General features: G+C 52.3%; 14 protein-coding genes. 7 read left to right on the forward strand and 7 right to left on the reverse strand.

The genetic code is table 11. The features are described from left to right. Nucleotides 1–103 precede the first annotated feature (103 nt). Both SH668x_RS07980 and SH668x_RS07985 read left to right on the forward strand, forming a co-directional pair. A complete protein-coding gene (locus SH668x_RS07980; RefSeq protein WP_437188166.1) occupies nt 104–1,726 on the forward strand; it encodes an alkaline phosphatase in 1,623 nt (540 codons plus the stop codon). 326 nt (nt 1,727–2,052) lie between these two features. Further along, nucleotides 2,053–2,835, forward strand: coding sequence for a metal-dependent hydrolase (locus SH668x_RS07985; RefSeq protein ID WP_437188167.1), 783 nt, complete (start codon nt 2,053–2,055; stop codon nt 2,833–2,835). Nucleotides 2,836–3,519: 684 nt separating this feature from the next. Here the strand turns inward: SH668x_RS07985 and SH668x_RS07990 are convergent. Beyond that, a complete protein-coding gene (locus SH668x_RS07990) occupies nt 3,520–3,768 on the reverse strand; it encodes a hypothetical protein (protein ID WP_437188168.1) in 249 nt (82 codons plus the stop codon). Nucleotides 3,769–4,192: 424 nt separating this feature from the next. Here SH668x_RS07990 and SH668x_RS07995 point away from each other — a divergent pair, with 424 nt between their 5' ends. The 3 genes from SH668x_RS07995 (at nt 4,193) to SH668x_RS08005 (ending at nt 6,831) form a co-directional block, all read left to right on the forward strand. Beyond that, a complete protein-coding gene (locus SH668x_RS07995) occupies nt 4,193–4,789 on the forward strand; it encodes a hypothetical protein (protein WP_437188169.1) in 597 nt (198 codons plus the stop codon). Nucleotides 4,790–5,051: 262 nt separating this feature from the next. After that, nucleotides 5,052–5,393, forward strand: coding sequence for a PEGA domain-containing protein (locus SH668x_RS08000; RefSeq protein ID WP_437188170.1), 342 nt, complete (start codon nt 5,052–5,054; stop codon nt 5,391–5,393). Nucleotides 5,394–5,562: 169 nt separating this feature from the next. Further along, complete coding sequence (locus SH668x_RS08005) at nt 5,563–6,831, forward strand: multidrug effflux MFS transporter (protein ID WP_437188171.1); 1,269 nt, start codon at nt 5,563–5,565, stop codon at nt 6,829–6,831. Nucleotides 6,832–7,052: 221 nt separating this feature from the next. Here SH668x_RS08005 and SH668x_RS08010 read toward each other — a convergent pair whose 3' ends face one another. The 6 genes from SH668x_RS08010 to SH668x_RS08035 all read right to left on the reverse strand — a co-directional run bounded on the left by SH668x_RS08010 (nt 7,053) and on the right by SH668x_RS08035 (nt 15,303). Continuing rightward, nucleotides 7,053–8,108, reverse strand: coding sequence for a hypothetical protein (locus SH668x_RS08010; protein ID WP_437188172.1), 1,056 nt, complete (start codon nt 8,106–8,108; stop codon nt 7,053–7,055). After that, nucleotides 8,105–10,189 (reverse strand): hypothetical protein, encoded by a 2,085-nt coding sequence (locus SH668x_RS08015; protein WP_437188173.1) that lies wholly within the window; start codon nt 10,187–10,189, stop codon nt 8,105–8,107. Before SH668x_RS08015 ends, SH668x_RS08010 begins: the two co-directional genes overlap by 4 nt. Before the next feature lie 458 nt (nt 10,190–10,647). Beyond that, nucleotides 10,648–11,394: a DUF4142 domain-containing protein gene (locus tag SH668x_RS08020; protein ID WP_437188174.1), complete on the reverse strand. Its 747-nt coding sequence runs from the start codon at nt 11,392–11,394 to the stop codon at nt 10,648–10,650. Nucleotides 11,395–11,849: 455 nt separating this feature from the next. Further along, nucleotides 11,850–12,992 (reverse strand): tetratricopeptide repeat protein, encoded by a 1,143-nt coding sequence (locus SH668x_RS08025; protein WP_437188175.1) that lies wholly within the window; start codon nt 12,990–12,992, stop codon nt 11,850–11,852. Between the two features lie 113 nt (nt 12,993–13,105). Beyond that, nucleotides 13,106–14,506 carry a sigma-54-dependent transcriptional regulator gene (locus tag SH668x_RS08030; protein WP_437188176.1) on the reverse strand — a complete coding sequence of 467 codons (1,401 nt, stop codon included), beginning with the start codon at nt 14,504–14,506 and terminating at the stop codon, nt 13,106–13,108. 215 nt (nt 14,507–14,721) lie between these two features. Beyond that, the gene (locus SH668x_RS08035; protein ID WP_437188177.1) at nt 14,722–15,303 is read right to left on the reverse strand and encodes a redoxin domain-containing protein; all 582 of its coding nucleotides are present in this window, start codon (nt 15,301–15,303) and stop codon (nt 14,722–14,724) included. 568 nt (nt 15,304–15,871) lie between these two features. On the opposite strand from SH668x_RS08035, the gene SH668x_RS08040 reads away from it, so the two are divergent. Beyond that, nucleotides 15,872–17,596, forward strand: coding sequence for a serine/threonine protein kinase (locus SH668x_RS08040; protein ID WP_437188178.1), 1,725 nt, complete (start codon nt 15,872–15,874; stop codon nt 17,594–17,596). Nucleotides 17,597–17,715: 119 nt separating this feature from the next. Next, on the forward strand, nt 17,716–18,807 hold the full coding sequence (locus SH668x_RS08045; protein ID WP_437188179.1) for a PA0069 family radical SAM protein: 1,092 nt from the start codon (nt 17,716–17,718) through the stop codon (nt 18,805–18,807). Nucleotides 18,808–18,826: the final 19 nt, after the last annotated feature.

The following is an 18,826-nucleotide window of genomic DNA, read 5'->3' on the forward strand; positions in this document are numbered from 1 at the left end:
TCTCGACTTGATTGGATCGACTTGGGTCAAGGCAGTGCTGAAAGCCAAACCTGATTCAATTGACGAACGTCTCAATGATTCAATTCGGAGTAACACTAGATCTATGAATTTTCTCAAAAGTGCTTTGCTACTGGCTTTTGTTCTTCCTGGAGTCGTCCACGCAGATCACATCCGAGAGTTGCAGACAAACGCGATTGAAGACGGAAAGTCTGTCCTCGGCCACTGGGGCTGGGATCCCGAGAACTACCTGGCTTGGGGGTCACATTCCAATCGTCTGATCCCGGTCTATACATACGGTACTCTGAATGCCGGTGCCGGAATTCAACTCGATTCCTACAAGGGGGCCAACAGCCCCTACGCTTCAGAGGAAAAGCTAAAAGCACTTTACGATTACGTGCCTTACGGAACTCTGAATCCATCGCCGGAGTACTTCGATCAGACGAATGTGTTTGACATTCAAAAAGCAGCGCTCAAGGCGGGTAAGAAGCACATCATTCTTGTTGTGTTTGACGGGACTGACTGGCAAACAACTTGGATCGCAGCGATTCACAAGAGTAAGGGGGTCAACTACACCAGCGGACGTGGATCAGGGTTGCATCTGCAGGACTATCAGGCAAATGGCACCACCGAATTCGGGTATATGGTGACGGCTCCTTGGTGCACCGATTCTGAAGTTGATCTGAACACCCAAAAGGTCGTGTCCGTTGATACGAAACTTCGAGGAGGATACGCCTACGAAACCGCTGGCGAATTTCCTTGGAGCGAGCCGTTCGACCTGAAGTACCTGATTTCTAAAGCAGAATTGCCTGAGCTTCGCCAGTCATACACCGATTCGGCGTGCTCAGCTGCCAGTATGACAACCGGAATTAAATCGTATAACGCTTCGATTAATGTCCGTGTTGACAGCTCTCAGGCTGACTCGATCGCTCACCTCGCGCAGCGGCAAGGATACAAAGTGGGTGTGGTGACCAGCGTTCCAATCTGTCACGCGACTCCCGGAGCCGCATACTCGCACAATGTTCATCGTGACGATTACCAGGACATCACCCGTGACTTGCTTGGGCTTCCATCTGTCAGCCATCCATCTGAACCACTTCCCGGCGTGGATGTTCTCATCGGATGCGGAGCAGGCGTGGAGCGAGCCAAAGATGATGGGCAAGGGAATAACTGGATTCCCGGAAACCCTTACCTGACATTTGAAGATCGCTTGAAGATCGATGTTCGGAACGGCGGCAAGTATGTCGTTGCAGAACGGACATCCGGAGTCATGGGAATTGAAGAATTGAAAGAAAAGGGAGAACTGGCGAAAGAGCAGAATCAACGCCTGTTCGGTTTCTTCGGAACACAATACTCACACCTGCCGTTTCGAACAGCTGATGGCCAGTACGATCCAACTATTGGCCGCAGCAAGAAAGCAGAGACGTATACGGATGCCGATATCAAGGAAAATCCAACGCTCGCTCAGATGGCAGAAGTTGCATTGGATGTCTTGAACAAAGACTCTGCTCCATTCTGGTTGATGGTCGAAGCAGGTGATGTCGACTGGGCGAACCACGACAACAATATCGACAACTCCATCGGAGCGACGCTCAGTGGTGATGCGGCCGTCAAAGTGGTGACGGATTGGGTCGAAAAGAACAGCTCATGGGATGAGACGGTCATGATCGTCACCGCAGATCATGGGCACTATCTGGTCGTAGAGAAGCCGGAATTGCTGGTTCCGTAATTGTTTTCGGCGACAATTAAGTTTTGAGATCCCCTCGTCTTTTTGTGAGAAGACGAGGGGATCGTTTTTCCTATTGATTCGAATGACCGAAATTCGGTACAAGCCCGGTTGCCGCCGCCAATGGCCATGCCAGCGGTGCGCACCAATCCCCCTCCTGTCTCCACACTTCATTTTGAGGATTTCAATGGGAGCGTCACCGTGACGATTCCATAAACATTGAGATTTTCGCCAGATCCGTTCGAACAACCACCTTCAATTCAATCAGTCCACAGTTGCGAGATCTCCCTCACGGATGAGTGGAATTCAGTTCGCATCATGGAGGATTCATGGCATCGTTTCGAGAACACATTGGGTTTAGCAGTCTGCTGGGCGTTTGCTACGGAGTGGCAGCGGGTGGATTGTTGAAGTACAGCGTTCCCGAAGCCATGCTGGCGGGTTATCTCACCGGTGTTGGCGGGATGTTGCCCGATTTGGACAGCCCGACAGGCAAGCCCGGACAAGAGGTTTTTTCGCTCGCCGCCGCAGTGATTCCATTGATGGCGGTGGGGCAGGTCCTTGAAGTTTCAAAACTCCCAGTCACAACGGAATCGATGATTCTGGTGATGCTGGTGATGTATTTTTCAATTCGCTACGGAATGGCCTGGCTCGTTTCGAAGTTGAGCACACATCGAGGGATGTTCCACAGCTTACCTGCGATGGTGATTGCGGGTGAGGTGGTTTATTTGGTGTATCCCAGCCCGGAACCGTGGGTCAAACTCCTGATGGGTGGGGGGCTCGCATGCGGATTCTTCTCGCATCTCCTGCTGGATGAATTTTATTCGATCAGCTGGAACGGAGCGGTGCCGAAGATGAAAAAGTCTTTTGGAACTGCGTTGAAATGGGCAGGTCCGACTCTTGGTCCGACCCTCTTCACATACGCGCTCTTGTTGGGAATGACCTTCCTTGCAGGCGAGCAGGCTGGAATTATCGGTCCGCCCGTTGATCAAGCTCAGGTCGCTCCAGAACAGAAGGCTGAAGGTGAGTTGCCGCCAGCATCAGCGCCTGCTCCATTCGTGCGCTCAGCGGCGGTTCCAGAAGAAGATCTGGATGATGCTCCACTCTTCAAGTAGCGGGTTGCAGGCTCGCTGAATCTGTTGTGGTCCTCAGCGCGAGCACCTCACCTGAAGGAGATCAGACGCTTGGCTGGCCACTTTGGGATCGACTGCGATATAGGGCGCCACAACTCAGGAGAGGGTCATGTCACCGATCTGCGTTGACATCATGACCAATAAAAAAACCACGGCCTTCTTTCGAAAGCCGTGGCTACAATCCGAATCCCCCGCCTGTTGCGCAGTCAGGAACTGGCTGCGAGAAGAGCGACGGTCAGGTCATGTCTAGCATGTACCTTTGGTGACCGCGGCTCACGCGAATTTTTGGTCCTCTGGCGAACAAGTCTGCGAGGGATTGGTGTTTCGGTTGGTCGCTCATTGCGACGGGCGAACCTTCGCGTGTTGAGTCGTTCCTGTCAACGGCGATCTGTCGATTTTCAGGAGGACTGAGCGAGAAAGTGAAGCCCGTTTGCTCCGAGTGCTTTCTGGCTCGGATCGACATCGATCGACTTGAGTCAGATTTCAAAAAAAGGTTCTACAAATGAAATTCTAGAGGGCGCTGCGTGGGAAAAGAAAAAGGAGACAGCACCACCTGGTTGCTGTCTCCTGTCCTTCCGGGAAGAAGGTTGATCGCTGATTGAATTCCTGCCCCTGCTGAAAGGGGGAACAACGTTCAGCAGGGGAATTCCCGCTCGTATGCGCTGTTTAGTTCAGCATTGAGTGGTCGGAATCGGACTCTGGTTCATCTGACTGCTCATCTTCCCAGGCATGGAAAGCGGCATACAAGTCGGAAGAGACCTGAACAGCTTCTCCGGTGCCAACGAGCAGGTTGAGCTTGGTTGGACCCAATGCACAACGGATTTCTCGCAGAATGGACAGTGGGGCCACCAGCGTGCTTGGAGGCAGTTCCCGGCATTCTTTGAAATCCAGGCAAGCGAGTTCGGGGCTGAACATGGAAACTCCAATTTATGGGACTGAGTCAGGAGAGGGGGGTGTCTCCCTCGTCTTTTTGTTTCTTTCTTGAAACATATGGTCACGTTGAGCGAACAAATCTTCAATAAATCTTTAGGTCAGTCCCAAGAATTGCGGAATTATCCTGTTTTGAACAGCAGTTAAGAAGAGTTTGTGAGTCGGGAGAGTTGCACGGAATGGGGGATTTGGTTTGCTTGTTTACGTCCTAGGCATTGATTCTGATTCAATGATTGGAAACCTTCACTGATTGCTTTTCGCTACAGGATCGGGTGTCTGCGGTGGGTTTGACGTTCCCTGAACACATCACGCCGTTGGATCCTGCTGCACTTCAACTTCAGATGCGATGACGCTTATACTGGATCTGACGATCTGACTGTTTCTTGAAGGTCTACAGAAGGAGTGACGCATGCGGCTCGTAGTGATGGGGTTGATTTTCGCTTTCGGAATTTGTTCCGTTGAAATCCGGGCTGAAGAACCGGGTGAAGCACCAGTCTCGGCGGAAGTGACTGCTGCCACGGAGGCAATTCGAGCCTTGGGAGGGAACGTCATTCCACTCGCCGTCAGTGATCCCCGTCTTGATGTAACGTTGAATCTGGCGTCCAAGCCTGTGACAGACGAAGCACTCACTCATGTCGCAAAGTTGCCAAACGTTGCGTGGCTGAATTTGGCTGGGACCAACATTACCAGTGAGGGGCTGAAATCACTTTCAGGCCTCAAAACCCTGGAAAAGCTTCGACTGGAGAAAACCGAAATTGGTGATGAAGGACTGGCTCATCTCGCTGGCCTTGAGAACCTGTCGACGCTGAATATTTATCAAACAAAAGTGACCGATGCGGGCGTGAAGCATCTCGTCGGTCTCAAAAAGCTGAAGCACCTCTACATCTGGCAAACAGGTGTTACGGACGCCGGCGCGGCTGAGCTGAAGAAAGAGATTCCTGAACTGACGATCATCGGCGAAGTGAAACCGCCGCAGCCCGCTCCAGAGGAGCCGAAACCAGAATAGTTTTGCGGTTGGCTCGTCCAATGAGTCACAAAACAGGATGGGTTGAATGACCCATCCTGTTTTCTTTTGCCCGGGTGAATTCGTCCAGAATGCCGCAGCGAAATCTTCTCTTGGTCGAAATCGCAGTTTCGGCGTAAACTTCGCGAGGTTCTGAGACCCGTCGTTCCTGTTGCTTACTGAAATGTCCATCACTGATTTGATCAGACTGACTCTCATTTGCAGCCTTTTGGCCGTTTGTGGCTCGGGGTGCGTCAGTCGCCGGATGACAGTACGGACCATTCCTTCCGGAGCACTTGTGGAAGTGGATGGAAAGCGTCTTGGAACCTCTCCGGTCTCCACAGACTTCACCTACTATGGGACACATGAGTTTACGATCTCAGCGCCGGGGTATGAGACCCTCACCGTACAACAGAAGGTGACTCCCCCATTGCATCAGCGGATTCCGCTCGATTTTATCTCAAATCACTTTCTTCCGTTTCGAGTGACGGACCGACACGATTTCACTTATCAGTTGCAACCTCGAGCGACTCCTATTGATGAAGAACAGACGCTGATTGACCGTGGTCGTAACTTCCGGTCGCAAGCAGAAATAGGCCGCCCCTGATCTTATCTGCCATATCGAGAAGTGCAGATGTTACTCGGTGTCGATTCGCTGCGGTTTGTGTCCTGCGGGTCTGGACTGTTCATTCTGATCTGCGTATCGTCATGTGAGTGGTGTGCTCTCACGCGAAATCGCGTCTCTGAAATTTATGCTTCGGACTTACTGAATCTTCATGTCCCTGCCCGAAAAACCGACGCAGTCTGCTATTGAAAAGCGGCTGTCAGCGCAGAGTTCCCGCCTGCGATTTATCCTACTTCTCGGATTGCTGGATGCCTGCGGCCCTTTGGGGATCGACATGTATCTCCCCGCCTATCCCGAGATTGAAAATGAATTTCACTCTGGTGTCGGTGCTATTGAATTAACGCTGTCGATGTTCCTCGCTGGCCTGGCAATCGGACAGATCATTTGTGGACCGATTTCCGATCGGGTCGGGCGAAGACTCCCGCTGATCTTTGGAAGCGTCGCGTTTGCAACAGCTTCCATTGTTTGTGCGTTCGCAACGTCGATTGAAACGTTGATTGTTTCGCGTTTTATCATGGGGCTGGCCGGTTCGACTGGAATGGTCATTACCCGCGCGGTTGTAAGAGATTGTTTCGAAGAGCGGGATTCGGCACGCGTCTATTCGATGTTGATGCTCGTCATCGGAGTCGCTCCGATTCTTTCTCCATCGTTCGGCAGTTGGCTCATGCTTTACGGGAGCTGGCGACTGATCTTCTGGGGACTAGGCCTTTGTGGGTTGGTTTGTTGCGGATTCGTGCTGTTTGATATGCCAGAAACTCTTCCAGCCGAACGACGACGCAGGGATTCGATCGTCGGGATTGCCGGGCAGTATCTTTCGATGGCCTTTGATTGGCGGTTCATGCGCTTCGCTCTCCCAGCGACGCTCATTTTCGGTGAATTGTTTGCCTATGTGGGGTCTGCTCCGAAGTTGTTCATGAACGTTTTTGGACTGACATCGACGCAGTTCAGCATCGCGTTCGCACTCAATGCCGTTGGGTTGATTGGGGCGGCTCAATTTAACGGGATGCTGATTGATCGTTTTGGGGGCCACCGTGTTTTAAAATACGCAGCCTGTGTGAATCTCGTCTTTGCTGCGATGCTACCGGTGCTGACCTGGACGCAATTTGGTGGCTTCACTCTGTTTTATGCTGCGAACTTCATTGCCATGGCTGCAATGGGAATCGTGCTTCCGAATGCAGCCGCCGCTGTGATGGCACCATTCGGTCGTCAAGCGGGAGCAGCTTCGGCGCTCCTCGGGATGATTCAGTTCACTTTCGCTGCCGGGGTGGCGGCGGTTGTTGGAAAAATGGCAGACGGAACTCCACAGCCGATGGCGCTCGGCATGGCATTCTGTGCCTGCTTCGCCTGCTTTATTTTAATGTTCGCAGAACGCACCACGTCGCCGTCGCAAGACTGTGAAGTACTTGACCCTGTTGTCTGACCTGTGTGACGAAGAAGATCTGACTGAGGTGATTTAACAAGCAAAGGGGGACGCGAAATGGCGTCCCCCTTTGCTTGTTCGTTTCGATCTGTGACTGCCGTTCGTATGAACCTCATGCAACTTCAGCGTCGTCTCGGTGATCGACACTGCAATCGATCGACACTGCAATCGCTTGATGAAGTCTACTTTGGTCTGTCTTTCTGCGACAATAGTGGAAGAAATCAGGCTGCTTCGACAGCGAGTGTGTGATCGACTTTCTCGCCGGCGTTCAATGTTGCCTGAATCAGAAGGCCTCTAGCCACTGAATACGGCTCGAAGCTCGCTGTTCGTACCGTGTGAATCTGAACTGGCAGGTCGCACATCTTCAGCACTTCGCCGGTGAGGTCGAGCAGTCCATGTAGCTGCATGGAACCACCCGATACGACCATTTGAAGTGGCCGTTTCAGGATCGGGTCGTTGCAGAAGTGGAGCTTGTGTTTGGCTGCAATGAACGTCGAAATCAACAGCTCCGCATAGGCGTCACGGAGCCAGACCTCTTGATTCAATTGCGGCGCTGACAGCGAGATGTCCCCCGTTTGCATCCAGTTCATCACAGAAGCGAGATCCAGATACGAATTCCCTTCGTGATCCCAAAGATATTTTTTGTGGGCATGAGCGAATTGTTCGACCAGATGTTGCGTCCCTTTGGGATAACGGACGTTCAGGACTGGCTTAGACTGTCTCATTAGTTCGAATTGAACGGAATCTGCGCCGATGACCAATGCGATTCCAGTGAATTCGTTCTGGTTCATTTCCGCGAGTGAGAGTGCGGTTCCCTGAGACAGCACCTCTGTCTGGTAACCCTGCAACTGAACCACGTGCTCCAGAAATTTTCCAGACCAGTCCTGAGCGGATTGTGTGTTATCGGTGGGGTTCATTTTAGGTAACGAGATCGAACAATGCTTAGGGGCACCGGGGTTCGCCGGCAGAAGTAGCTCGATCAACCAGGCGCAGACCTGACGGGAAATCGCATCCTGTTCAGCGATCTTTCCCCGGTTGAACAAGGGGATGAGCGGGCGTGACATGAGCGTCGAGACTTTGACAGCGGCATCCCCAATAACAATCAGTGATTGGTCTGCGATTGCATAAGGGTAGAGTGTCTGCTCGAGTGCTTTTCTGTTTGCTGGTGTGTCATCGACAACGGTATAGACTGCGGGGAGCCGTCGGGCGATCAGTTGTTGATCCTCTCGGCGAAGTGATCGGAATTCGTCCGTTCCGAAATCCAAAGCAGCGGTCATCCATTTTTCTCCGAAGCAAGTGTCCTCAGTGCTCGTTCAAGCGGACTTTGCGTAGGTGTAGTTTGCGACACTTGAGGTTGAACGATGTCAAACCCATCGTCGGAAGGATTCCTAGATGGAGCGGGGAGTGGTTGAACTCTTTCAGTTGATGGAACAGGTTGTCGTACTGCCGGGGCAGGGGACTTCTGAACCATCGAGGTTACATCTTCTGAAGTCAGCGGTTGCCGCGCTGCTGATTCAGTCGGTTGGTGGGATTGCCGATTCATCTGAACAACTCCGGATGGACTTTCGATTTCGAAAGTGTCGACCTCATCAAGCATGTCGTCGTGATGAGGTCCAACGTTGGCCTTCCGGAACACTTCCTTCAGGCGTTCACGAATCTCGCGCTCAGAAAGTGAGGCCGTCGGCAACGGGCGTTTCGGGTGATCACTCTGGTTGCTTGAGAAGTGCGGGCCAGCTAGTTGTTCGTGTCGTTGATTCAGGATGATTCGTTGGTGCCCAATCACTTTTCCATGCAATGGCCACTGGCTGGGAACCGCTACGAGTTCTTCCACAACAGGCAATTTCCGGTCGAGGATCTGTTCGACTACGTTCTGGCGTTTAGGAGCAACGACCACTTGAGGAGGGAGGAGGTCGATTGGAGGCTGCGATGAATCTGGTCGGACTGATTTTGAACCTTCCGCAATCTCATTGAGGATGAGTTTGTTGGACTTCATGTCCAGCGTCATGGCAATCGTCGCTCCGATTGCGATAAACAGACACAACGCCAGTCCTGCGAGTGCAAGATATCGGAGCTTTGCAGATGGGGTGGAGGCACTGCTTTCGTCGGAACCGCTATTCGTGGGGACCTTAGCAGGAGTCGCTGATTGGCCGCTATTGTCGACGAGAGCGGGTGACGAGGTACGTTCTGAGGAGAATGGAGGGACGCTCGAACCTGAGGTTGAAAGTGCTGTCGTCAGTGGTTGTTTTGCAGGGGCGGAATTTGCGTTCGAATCCGTCACATGATGGTAGCTCGGTGGAATTGTCGTCACCGTTGAAGGCGCAGGAGCCTCACTGGGCTTCTCTGAAAATTGATTCAGGGCCTGTGCGAGATTGACTGGCATGGCATCCGTGGTCGTCGGTCGTTGAGACACTACTGGCGATTCAGTCGTTCTTGGCGACTCCATGTTCGAGTCCGAGATGATTGGCAGATCCAGAGTGAGTTGATTCTGCGATGGTTCGCTCATCACTCGCTGCGTGTTATCAGCGGTTTGGAGAGTACCGGGATTTGGCTGAATCATGTCCGCGGAAGCGCGTTGGATTACTTCGGCTCCCGGAACATCAGGAGGAGCGACAAAATTCATCGGCCGGACGCCAGGGAACGCGGAGGTTCTTTCGGCTGGAAGTTCAGTCGGTTCTGGCAATGCTCCCGGACGGCGCAATGGGAGGCGGTCGACTGCTTTCGGGTCGAAAACGACCACCGTTCCTGCGACCAACGCGCCTTCATTTAACCCACGAATCGGTTGGATCAACATGACCGGAAGTTGCGGACCAGCCTGTTGTTCCAGGAGTTTCTTGAGCTGTTCGACCGCAACAATCGAAGGATGGAGTGGGAGGACGACCGGGATATCGAGCAAGCCGATGCAGGCGATCGGGATCTCTTCCGGGGGGGTGAATTTCTCTGAAGGAGCGAGCTGACGTGGCACAACGACAACCACATCTCCGGGAAGAACGACTTCAGCGGCACCAGCACCTTCTGGAGTGAACTGGAACTGATATCGCACTTCACGGTTTCGGATAATGCGGATGGTGTTTGATGCTTTGGGCGTCAGGCCTTGAGCCGCTTGCACGAGTTGCCCCACGGGAATCGACCTGTCCAAACTCTTGAACACTCCACTCGCTTTCACCTCTCCGATGATGGTGAAGTATGACGGAGTCCGTTCATCGGTTGTCGCAGGACTGACTTCCACCACTCGCATTCGACTGGCGGAGTTTGAGACTGGGACTTGTGGGCGGTTCTGTTGCGCTGCGGCAATCTGCGCAATGTTGATTAGCAGAATCGCTAACAGAGTCGACTGGATGATTCTGCACAAAGTTGCCATAGGACTGTCGCTGTTCGTTTCAACCTTGTTGCGTGAAATAATCGGCATCAAAGTTGTCATCGACAAAACTGGTAGGGCGAGTTCAGCGATTGGCGAGAGATTTCGGATAATCGCAATATTCACTCAACTTTTACTGAAGAATGCTGTGTTTTTTTAAGAGAGAACGCGGCCGGCGGGGATCTGTGGAGATTGATTTCGATTGATGTCTTAGGGGTTTTAGCAGGACGGAGTTGGGAGAGTTCTCCGGTCTTCGAATGCCTGAATGTACGGTTGAATCGAATCGCAGACCGGAAAACCCATCGTGCGTCTGCATCGCTATGCCGAGGTGAGGCGATTTCGCGTAGACGATATGGGGGCCCGAACAACGAATCGTCCCGCACTTCACAGCTTGAAGTGCGGGACAGTGCAACCGGTCGATGTGAAAAGAACTGTTCAGAGTAGAACACCCTCAGACGGGATTAGTCCAGTTCTTTATCCAGCGACCTGGCGTGAGCTTCATGAGCTTTCGTGGTCTTAATGGCATCACGAATCAGTGCCTGAAAATCACCTGTGACGTGCTTCTCAACGGCGTTCAAATTTGCGAGCGCCATTTCGTGTCCTGCCAATTGCATCTCGACGAAGCACTCATCGAACTCTTTCCCCTGTTTCTGGGCAAGCTTCTCTTTCACATTCTTCAGGCAGTTATCGAGGCATTCACGCTCAATCTGGTAAAGCTGATCGTTGACTGAAGGTTGATCTCCAGCATACCCCACACGCACTTCGACCTTGTCTGTTTTGATCGGAGGGATACCCCCTTCGACAGCGCGGTCGGCGACGTGCACATGCTTCTTGCCCATTGAATCGTGCACAGAAAACTTCAGAAGGCGTTCTTGAAGCTGCTGATGATCTTTCATCATCTCTTGGGCAAAGGCTTTGACTTTTTCGTTTTTGGAGTGCTCGGCAGCGAATTTACAGAGCTCAATCTGATGCTGGTTTCTCAGGACTCCGCAATCGGCCAGTCGCCCTTCAAGTTGGCGGGCCTGATCGCCGCGTTGGCCGGTCACTTCAGATGCGATTTCTCGAATTTTTTCTGCCTGATCAGCCCGTTCGGCCGCTCTTTCTTCCTGCCGTTCCTTGCGGATCTCACGAGGGGTGTCTGCAATCGCACCCAAGGTTGATGCAGCAGAAAAAATGGTAACAAGCGCAGCAGTTTTGTACTTCAACATGCCTTTTTCCCCTTGAATTCGGTATTCGCTTGGCGAGTACGCAATTGAGAATCTGGCTGACGACCGTGTCGTACGGAAATCTGCGACGGAGGCAGTACCCAGTGCGGAGAGTCCGCATGTTGCGACGGAAATCTCGACAGTCAGGTTGCAGCGAAGAGTGCTGCATTCGCGTCAGTTAACGGCTGAGAGGAAATGCAAGGGACGTTCCGCGAGGCTGTCATAATTAGGGAACTGGCGACAATCCGGTCAAAATAACGGATGCCATCGTCCAAACATTATTGAAAATTTAACCCAACGGAAGTTTGGGGAGACTGCGGTGAATGTGGAACAACAACCTGATGCCGAAGTGCATCAAACGATTCGTGATTGCTCGTTCTCCCGGCCTGTGTGAGCGATTGGCCATTTACAGTGCTAAATGGTTACTGAGCGACCAGCTTGGGCAGCCCTCAGTCAGACTATTCTCTGAGTGGGCGTTTCTCACTGAACTCCTTGAGAATCGCTTGGTACTGCGCCTTACGGGCAGGTGACGCGAGTTCGACTGCTTTCGTTTGCGTTTGCACCGCTGCTTCAAAATCTCCAACTTCAGCATGTGCAGCTGCAAGTGTCACGAGGTAATCCGCATTACTTGAATTTGTTAAACGCACAGCTTCCTTGGCAAGTTTCAAAGCCTCTGTTCCATTACGAAACTGTTCGTTTCTGCTCGTTGCGTAGATGCGTGCCAGACTATTCATCGTGATGAACATTTGAGGATCGTTCCGCAATGCAAGTTTCAGATCTGAAATAGCATTGGCGACGTCTCCCTTTCCTCGCAGGATACCCGCTCGATTGTGGTAAGAGCTGGAGAGCTGCGGATTCGCTCGAATCGCTTCCGTGTAGTCCTTGAGCGCATCATCGAACTTGCCTTGCTGATGCAGAAGCAGGGCGCGGCTTTGGTACGCGGAACTGAAATCGCTGTCGAGTCGGATGGCAGCAGTGTAATCTTGGATCGCGAGCTGGGGGATTTTCAGATTCTCGTGTGCAATCCCTCGGCCGTAGTATGCCCAAGCAAACCGGGGGTCGAGTTTGATGGTTTGGGAGTAATCCTGGATCGCTTTTGCGTTTTCGCCCAGGCTGCGCCAAGCGAGTCCACGATTATAAAAGGCCCATGTGAATTCCGGATCCAGTCGGATGGCCTCATTGTAATCAGCAATCGCTCTTTTGTATTCCCCTTTGTAGTGCCACGCGGTTCCTCGGCGATTAAAAACTGCTGCATCCCCGTGATAGAGACGGATTGAAGCGTCGTAGTCTGCGATCGCGTGGTCATGATGGCCGAGATTCTGCCAGGCACGTGCGCGATTGAAATAGGCAGCAGCGTCTTTCGGATCGAGCTTGATTGCCTGCGTGTAGTCTGCAATCGCTCGTTCCAGGTCTCCTGTGTTCTGCCATGTCAGAGCACGGTTGAAGTAAGCGGTAGAATTCATCTGCTCGTCAGCCGCAGAACAGACTGCCGGTACGAATGCAGACAAGAGGGCCGCCACCCAAATGAATGCAGCGGGGTACGCCGCTGGATATCGCTGACGTTTCAAGAGCACGCCGAACAGTCGGAGGGGAGTTTTCATATCAAGGCACCAAGTCCCGAAGTGAGACGTCGTGTCTCTCAATTGAGTTTCACACGTTTCAGATACATGTTTCAGATAATTGTAGCGAATTCGATGACAGCGACTGGAACCATCTACTTCAAGTCGAACTCTTTGATCTTGCGGTACAGTGTTCGCTCGCCGATATCGAGCATCGCTGCGGTTTCCTCCCGTCGGCCGCCGGTCAGTTCCAGTGCCCGTGCGATATAGAACTTTTCGACTTCTACTAACGGTCGACCAACAAGGACATCTGCTCCCGAACCGATTCCAGAACCGTCCGAGACTCTTCCAGCAATGGCTGCCAATTCTGTTGGAAGATCATCCAGATCCAGCTTTCCGTCAGTGTCGAGAGCCAGCATTCCTTCCACGACATTTCGTAACTGTCGAATGTTTCCTGGCCAATCGAACGACATCAATACCTGTCGTGCTGCCCGAGTAATTCCTTCGACTTCCCGGCCGTTGCGTTTACAGAATTCTTTCAGGAAGTGATCCAGCAACAGTGGAATGTCTTCTCTGCGATCTCGCAGAGGTGGCAGATAGATCGTGACAACGCTCAGACGGTAATAGAGATCGCTTCTGAAGCGACCTTGCTCCATCATCTCTTTCAGTTCAGCGTTTGTAGCGGCGACAAGCCGAACGTTGATGGAACGTTCTTCATTTGATCCGAGCCGAGTGATCTTGCGATCTTCGAGTACTCGCAACAGTTTGATCTGCGTTTCCATCGGCATTTCGCCGACTTCATCCAGAAAGAGTGTTCCTCCATTCGCAAACTCGAATTTACCGATTCGGCGAGTGGCAGCACCGGTGAAGGCTCCCGGTTCGTGACCCCAGAGTTCGCTCTCAAGAATGCTCTCCGGGAGTGCAGAGATATTCAACGGGACGAATGGCTTGCTCTTGCGAGGGCTGTTTTGATGCAGCGCACGAGCGACCAGCTCTTTACCAGTTCCGCTTTCTCCCAGAATTAAAACCGTCGTGTCGGTGGGGGCGAGGTTCTTGAGTTGTTCAATGACCCTGTGCATGGAAGGGCTGTTTCCGATGACCCCTTCAAAGCCAAACTTTTCATCGAGCCCGCGGCTTAATGCCACGTTTCTTCGAATCAGGCGAATACGACTGGAAGCCTTATCGACCGCGCTCCGCAGCTCCTGAATATCAAGCGGTTTAGTGAGATAGGTATACGCTCCACCTTGCATGGCTGTTACCACGGAAGGAATCGAGCTATGGGCAGTCAGAACAATGACTTCCGCATCCGGGAGCTCGTCTTTTGCTTTGCGAAGGATGGCCAGACCGTCGACGTCTTCCATCTTCAAGTCTGTAATGACGACGTCAAAACTCTGGCCCTCGATGAGCCCAATCCCCTTTTTGCCAGAGTTGGCGATCGTGCAGTCGCAGCTAAGAGAGTGCAGACTGTCTGCAACAGCCTGAGCATGCGGTTCATCGTCATCGACGATCAGCACGTTAATAGCCACACTGTTGGGGTCAATATGGTTGACTGCCACGCCTACTGCTCCGCAGAGAGTTGCCGAGAATATCGAGTTGGTTGCTCCTCCTGCATGAATCCGAGTCGCCGAATTGGCAGGAGAGGTGCGTTCGTTCTATTTCCCGTCATTATGACAGGTTTTTCGAAATTGAGTTAGTGATCCAGTTCCATCCACCCGCGATCCCGGACGATTTTTCCGGGTGGGGCCTCCAAGCGTTCAAATCCAAGATTGACTCAAGATGGATGGGGTAAGGTGATTCGATGATCACAAGTTGTCGTCTCTGCCTGAGAACAGGCCCAGTTGAGATAGTCGGGGCGTTCGGAAGCGTTTTTGTAGCTGTAACTTCCGATCACTACTCCATCTTGAAGCAGAAAAAGACCCGGCATTCTGAAGCCGTTTCCATCCCAGAGACCGAATCCGTAACCCCGCAGGATTGCTGACTGAAATCCCTCCCAAAGTATGCTGGGGCCGAGAAGTTGGCTGGCCGTTCCCTGTTTGATCCCGAAGGCAACGTAGAGGCGTTGCTCGGGATCGCTTCGTCTGGGAACTCCATTCAGTCCCGCCTTCTCAAAGACCCTGTCCCCCTTTTCTTCACTCGACATGTGTACGCATGCAAGCTCAATCCCGTTTTCCTGCAAATATTTGAGTCCGGTTTTCAGGTCGTTGAGAGCCTCTCTGCAAAACGTGCAGCCAGAATGACGAAGAAAGACGAGCAACAGTTTCCTGCCGGCCGAAAGTTGTTGCAAAGTCTGCCCAGTAGAAAAGGGGACAGTGTCGATGGCATCTCGCAAAGTCAATTCGATGTCAGTAGTCACAAGAATTGACACTCCTTTCTCAAGCTTTTGGCAATTTTGCAGACAGTGCTGCCTGCTGATCGATAGTTGAACGATTCATATGGTTCCCCTTCTACGGAATGAGAATTCAAGGGGTAAGATCCATATAACGGCAGTTATAATCTGCTGTTAAGGAAAAAGGTGATCGCCGATAGGCATTGATTACCGATGGGATTCTGGTGACGACAACATTTCTTTTCTGTGTTTTGCAACGAATCCTCGTACATCCGTGGTACTTGGTATGGGATTGGCGTGCTTTAAGGAGCCGGGGTGGGTTCGCGGATGAATCATTCAACCAGATTAATGTTGAGTGGTACGAACGTGCACTCCTCCCAAGTGTCGAAGAGATGAGATTCGATTTTAGCGTTTTTTGGGGACTCAATTCTTTGAATCGATCGGAACTCTCCAAGTTTCGATATCGTCTGATGTTGAAGAACTGAGCCTCCGAAGACCCCGTTATCGATCATCGAATAGATCAAGATTTACCCCTGACAACATCCTCATCCCCAAATAGGATGTTGAAACTCCTCCACTTTCGTGACCGACGATTATGGCGAATCTGCAAACCTTCGACTCAGTGGAACAAACTGTTGTCATTCCGTTGCCGGCAGAGTTGCAACGTGAACGCGGCACCAAACCTGTTTCTGCTCCGAAGGTTGCCCTCCTTGAAGGGTCCTCCCCAGACTTCACCACCGAGACAAACCGCATCCTGAATACTCGGCTGCGCTATGTCTCGATGATCTTGTTTCTGGGGTATTTCGCATTCTGGTTAAAGGGGCATCTTGTTCCGAATGCGACTCCGTTTGAACAGCGGATTGTGCCGTACACCGTGTTTACTGCGGTCACCGCCACAATGGGTTTGATCTGGTTTCGATTGTCTCGGAATTGCAAGTTCGCGTTTGCCAATCTGCGAAGCATCGAAATCCTGATCTTTGGTCTTTCAGCCGCTCAGTTCTTCTTCTTCGGGCTGAAAAACATTCGCACCGCAGCTGCCTTGGGATACCTCCCGAGTGTGATCGCTTCGTGGACGCTACTGATTTTTACCTACGCCCTCTTTATTCCCAACACGTGGAAACGGTCGTTGTGGGTCATTGTCCCGCTGGCGTGCGGGCCAAGCCTGACGCTCGTTTACGCGTTCCTTGCGGACGTAAATGTTTCGAGGCTGATCCGGGAAACGACGGAGTTTCATCACGTCTTTCTCGAGGCAGCCATGGCAATGACCTTCGTGACAATCATTGCGACGGTTGGAGTGAAACTCATTCGGGGACTGCGCACCGAAGTGTTCGAGGCCAAGCAACTCGGACAATACCGCCTCAAGCAGCAGCTCGGACGGGGAGGAATGGGTGAGGTCTATCTCGCTGAGCACGTCATGCTGAAACGCCCCTGTGCGATCAAGATCATTCGCCCTGAGAAAGCGGGAGATCCAGGAACGCTAGCCAGGTTCGAACAAGAGGTCCGGTCCACAGCACGGCTGACTCATTGGAATACCATTGAAATCTTCGATTTCGGACGGACAGAAGATGGGACCTTCTATTACGTCATGGAGTATCTGCATGGAATGACGATCGAACAGATTGTCGAGATGCATGGCGCCATGCCTCCAGAACGCGTAATTCATCTCCTCTCGCAAACCTGTGATGCACTCGGTGAAGCTCATGCCGAAGGGCTGGTTCATCGAGACATTAAACCCGCCAATATTTTCGCAGCCAGACGAGGCGGAACTTACGACGTTTCCAAGCTCCTCGACTTTGGTCTTGTCCGTGACCTCGACGACGATGTCGATTTGAGGCTGACTCAGGTCGGAACAGTAACGGGGTCTCCGTTGTATATGTCCCCCGAGCAGGCACGGGGGGATTCTGTGGATGCCCGAAGTGACATCTATTCGATGGGGTGTGTTGCTTACGCAATGTTGACCGGGCGCACACCGTTTGTCGAAGACCGGGCTGTGAAGTTGATCCTCGCGCATGCTTCGAAAGAAGTTGAACGTCCATCAAAATTCCGAGCGGACATTCCTGCTGACCTCGAAAGTGTCGTTCTGCGATGCCTGGAGAAGTCCCCTGAAGATCGCTTCGAATCAGCAAGTGCTCTCCGTGATGCACTGCTGGACTGTCGGGACGCAGGGAAATGGAATCGTCATGATGCGACCGATTGGTGGACGAATTTCGGCTGTCCGAAGAAGAAGACGCTGGATGCAATGATCAGCGCAGGCGTCCCACTCACGCCGGATATGGTCAACACGTTGGATATTCCAAAACACGCTGGGTCGACAATCTGACCTCCTCGTCGATGGGGAAAGTGATTGCAATCACGATCACCGCATGTTAGTGTTCCGGTGTACACTTCATGCGGTTTTTTCATGGTTGTTTGAATTCACTTTCTCTTCATGGAACTCCAATGGAACCCGGACGTCCAGACATCGGTCCCAAGGGAAGAGGATCGAGGCTGAAGCCTGTGAATCGTTTCGACAGAATTCATGTCGAAGAGGATTTTGAACAGCTCGAATACGATGAAGATCTGATTGCCGGCTTGCAGCGGGTTCCGACCGAATATTTGGCCGACGATTCCCGGACAATTGTTTCAGAGAATGAAAGCCCGGATATTCCGTTCCGGTTCTCTGCGAATCCGTATCGTGGCTGTCTGCATGGCTGCTCATACTGTTACGCCCGGCCCTACCACGAGTACCTGGGCCTGAACGCCGGGATCGATTTCGAGTCGAAGATCTACGTGAAGCACAACGCAGCTGCGCAATTTCGCGAATTTCTTTGCCGGAAAAACTGGACCTCAGAACTCATCCATTTCTCAGGTGTCACTGATTGCTACCAACCGGCCGAGCGGGAATTTCGGTTGACGCGTCAATGTCTCGAAGTCGCATTGGAAGCACGGCAGGCTGTTTCCATTATTACCAAGAACGCACTGATCATTCGCGATCTCGACCTCTTGCAGCAACTCGCGGTATTGAATCTCGTTCAGGTGAATCTGAGCGTGACGACTTTGGACCCTGCGCTGGCGAGATCGATGGAGCCTCGAACAAGTACACCAGCAGCCAGGCTACGGGCAATGCAGACGCTTTGCAGTGCCGGAGTTCCCGTGAACATGATGGTTGCTCCGGTGATCCCGGGACTGAACGAGACCGAAATTCCAGCGATTCTTAAAGCCGGAGCGGAGGTCGGTGTGAGACACGCCAACATGACGATCCTAAGGCTGCCGCTGACGGTCCTTCCAGTCTTTCAGGAGTGGATCTCCCGGGAGTATCCAGAGCTACAGGAGCGAGTCGAGTGCAGGATTCGGGGATGTCGCAATGGTGAAATGAACTCCGCCCGGTTCTCTGAGCGTATGCATGGTTCGGGGCCTATTGCAGATCAGATCCGGCAGACATTTCAGGTGTTCAAGAAGAAGCTGGGGATGGGAGAAAAACTCCCTCCACTCGATTTCAGCAAGTTTCGTCCTCCCACGACGACCAAGGCGCAGAAGTGGCTTTTCGACTGAAAGCCACTCTCGCAGTGTG

Origin of the sequence: Planctomicrobium mucosum (assembly GCF_051466335.1) — a bacterium.
Taxonomy (GTDB): domain Bacteria; phylum Planctomycetota; class Planctomycetia; order Planctomycetales; family Planctomycetaceae; genus Planctomicrobium.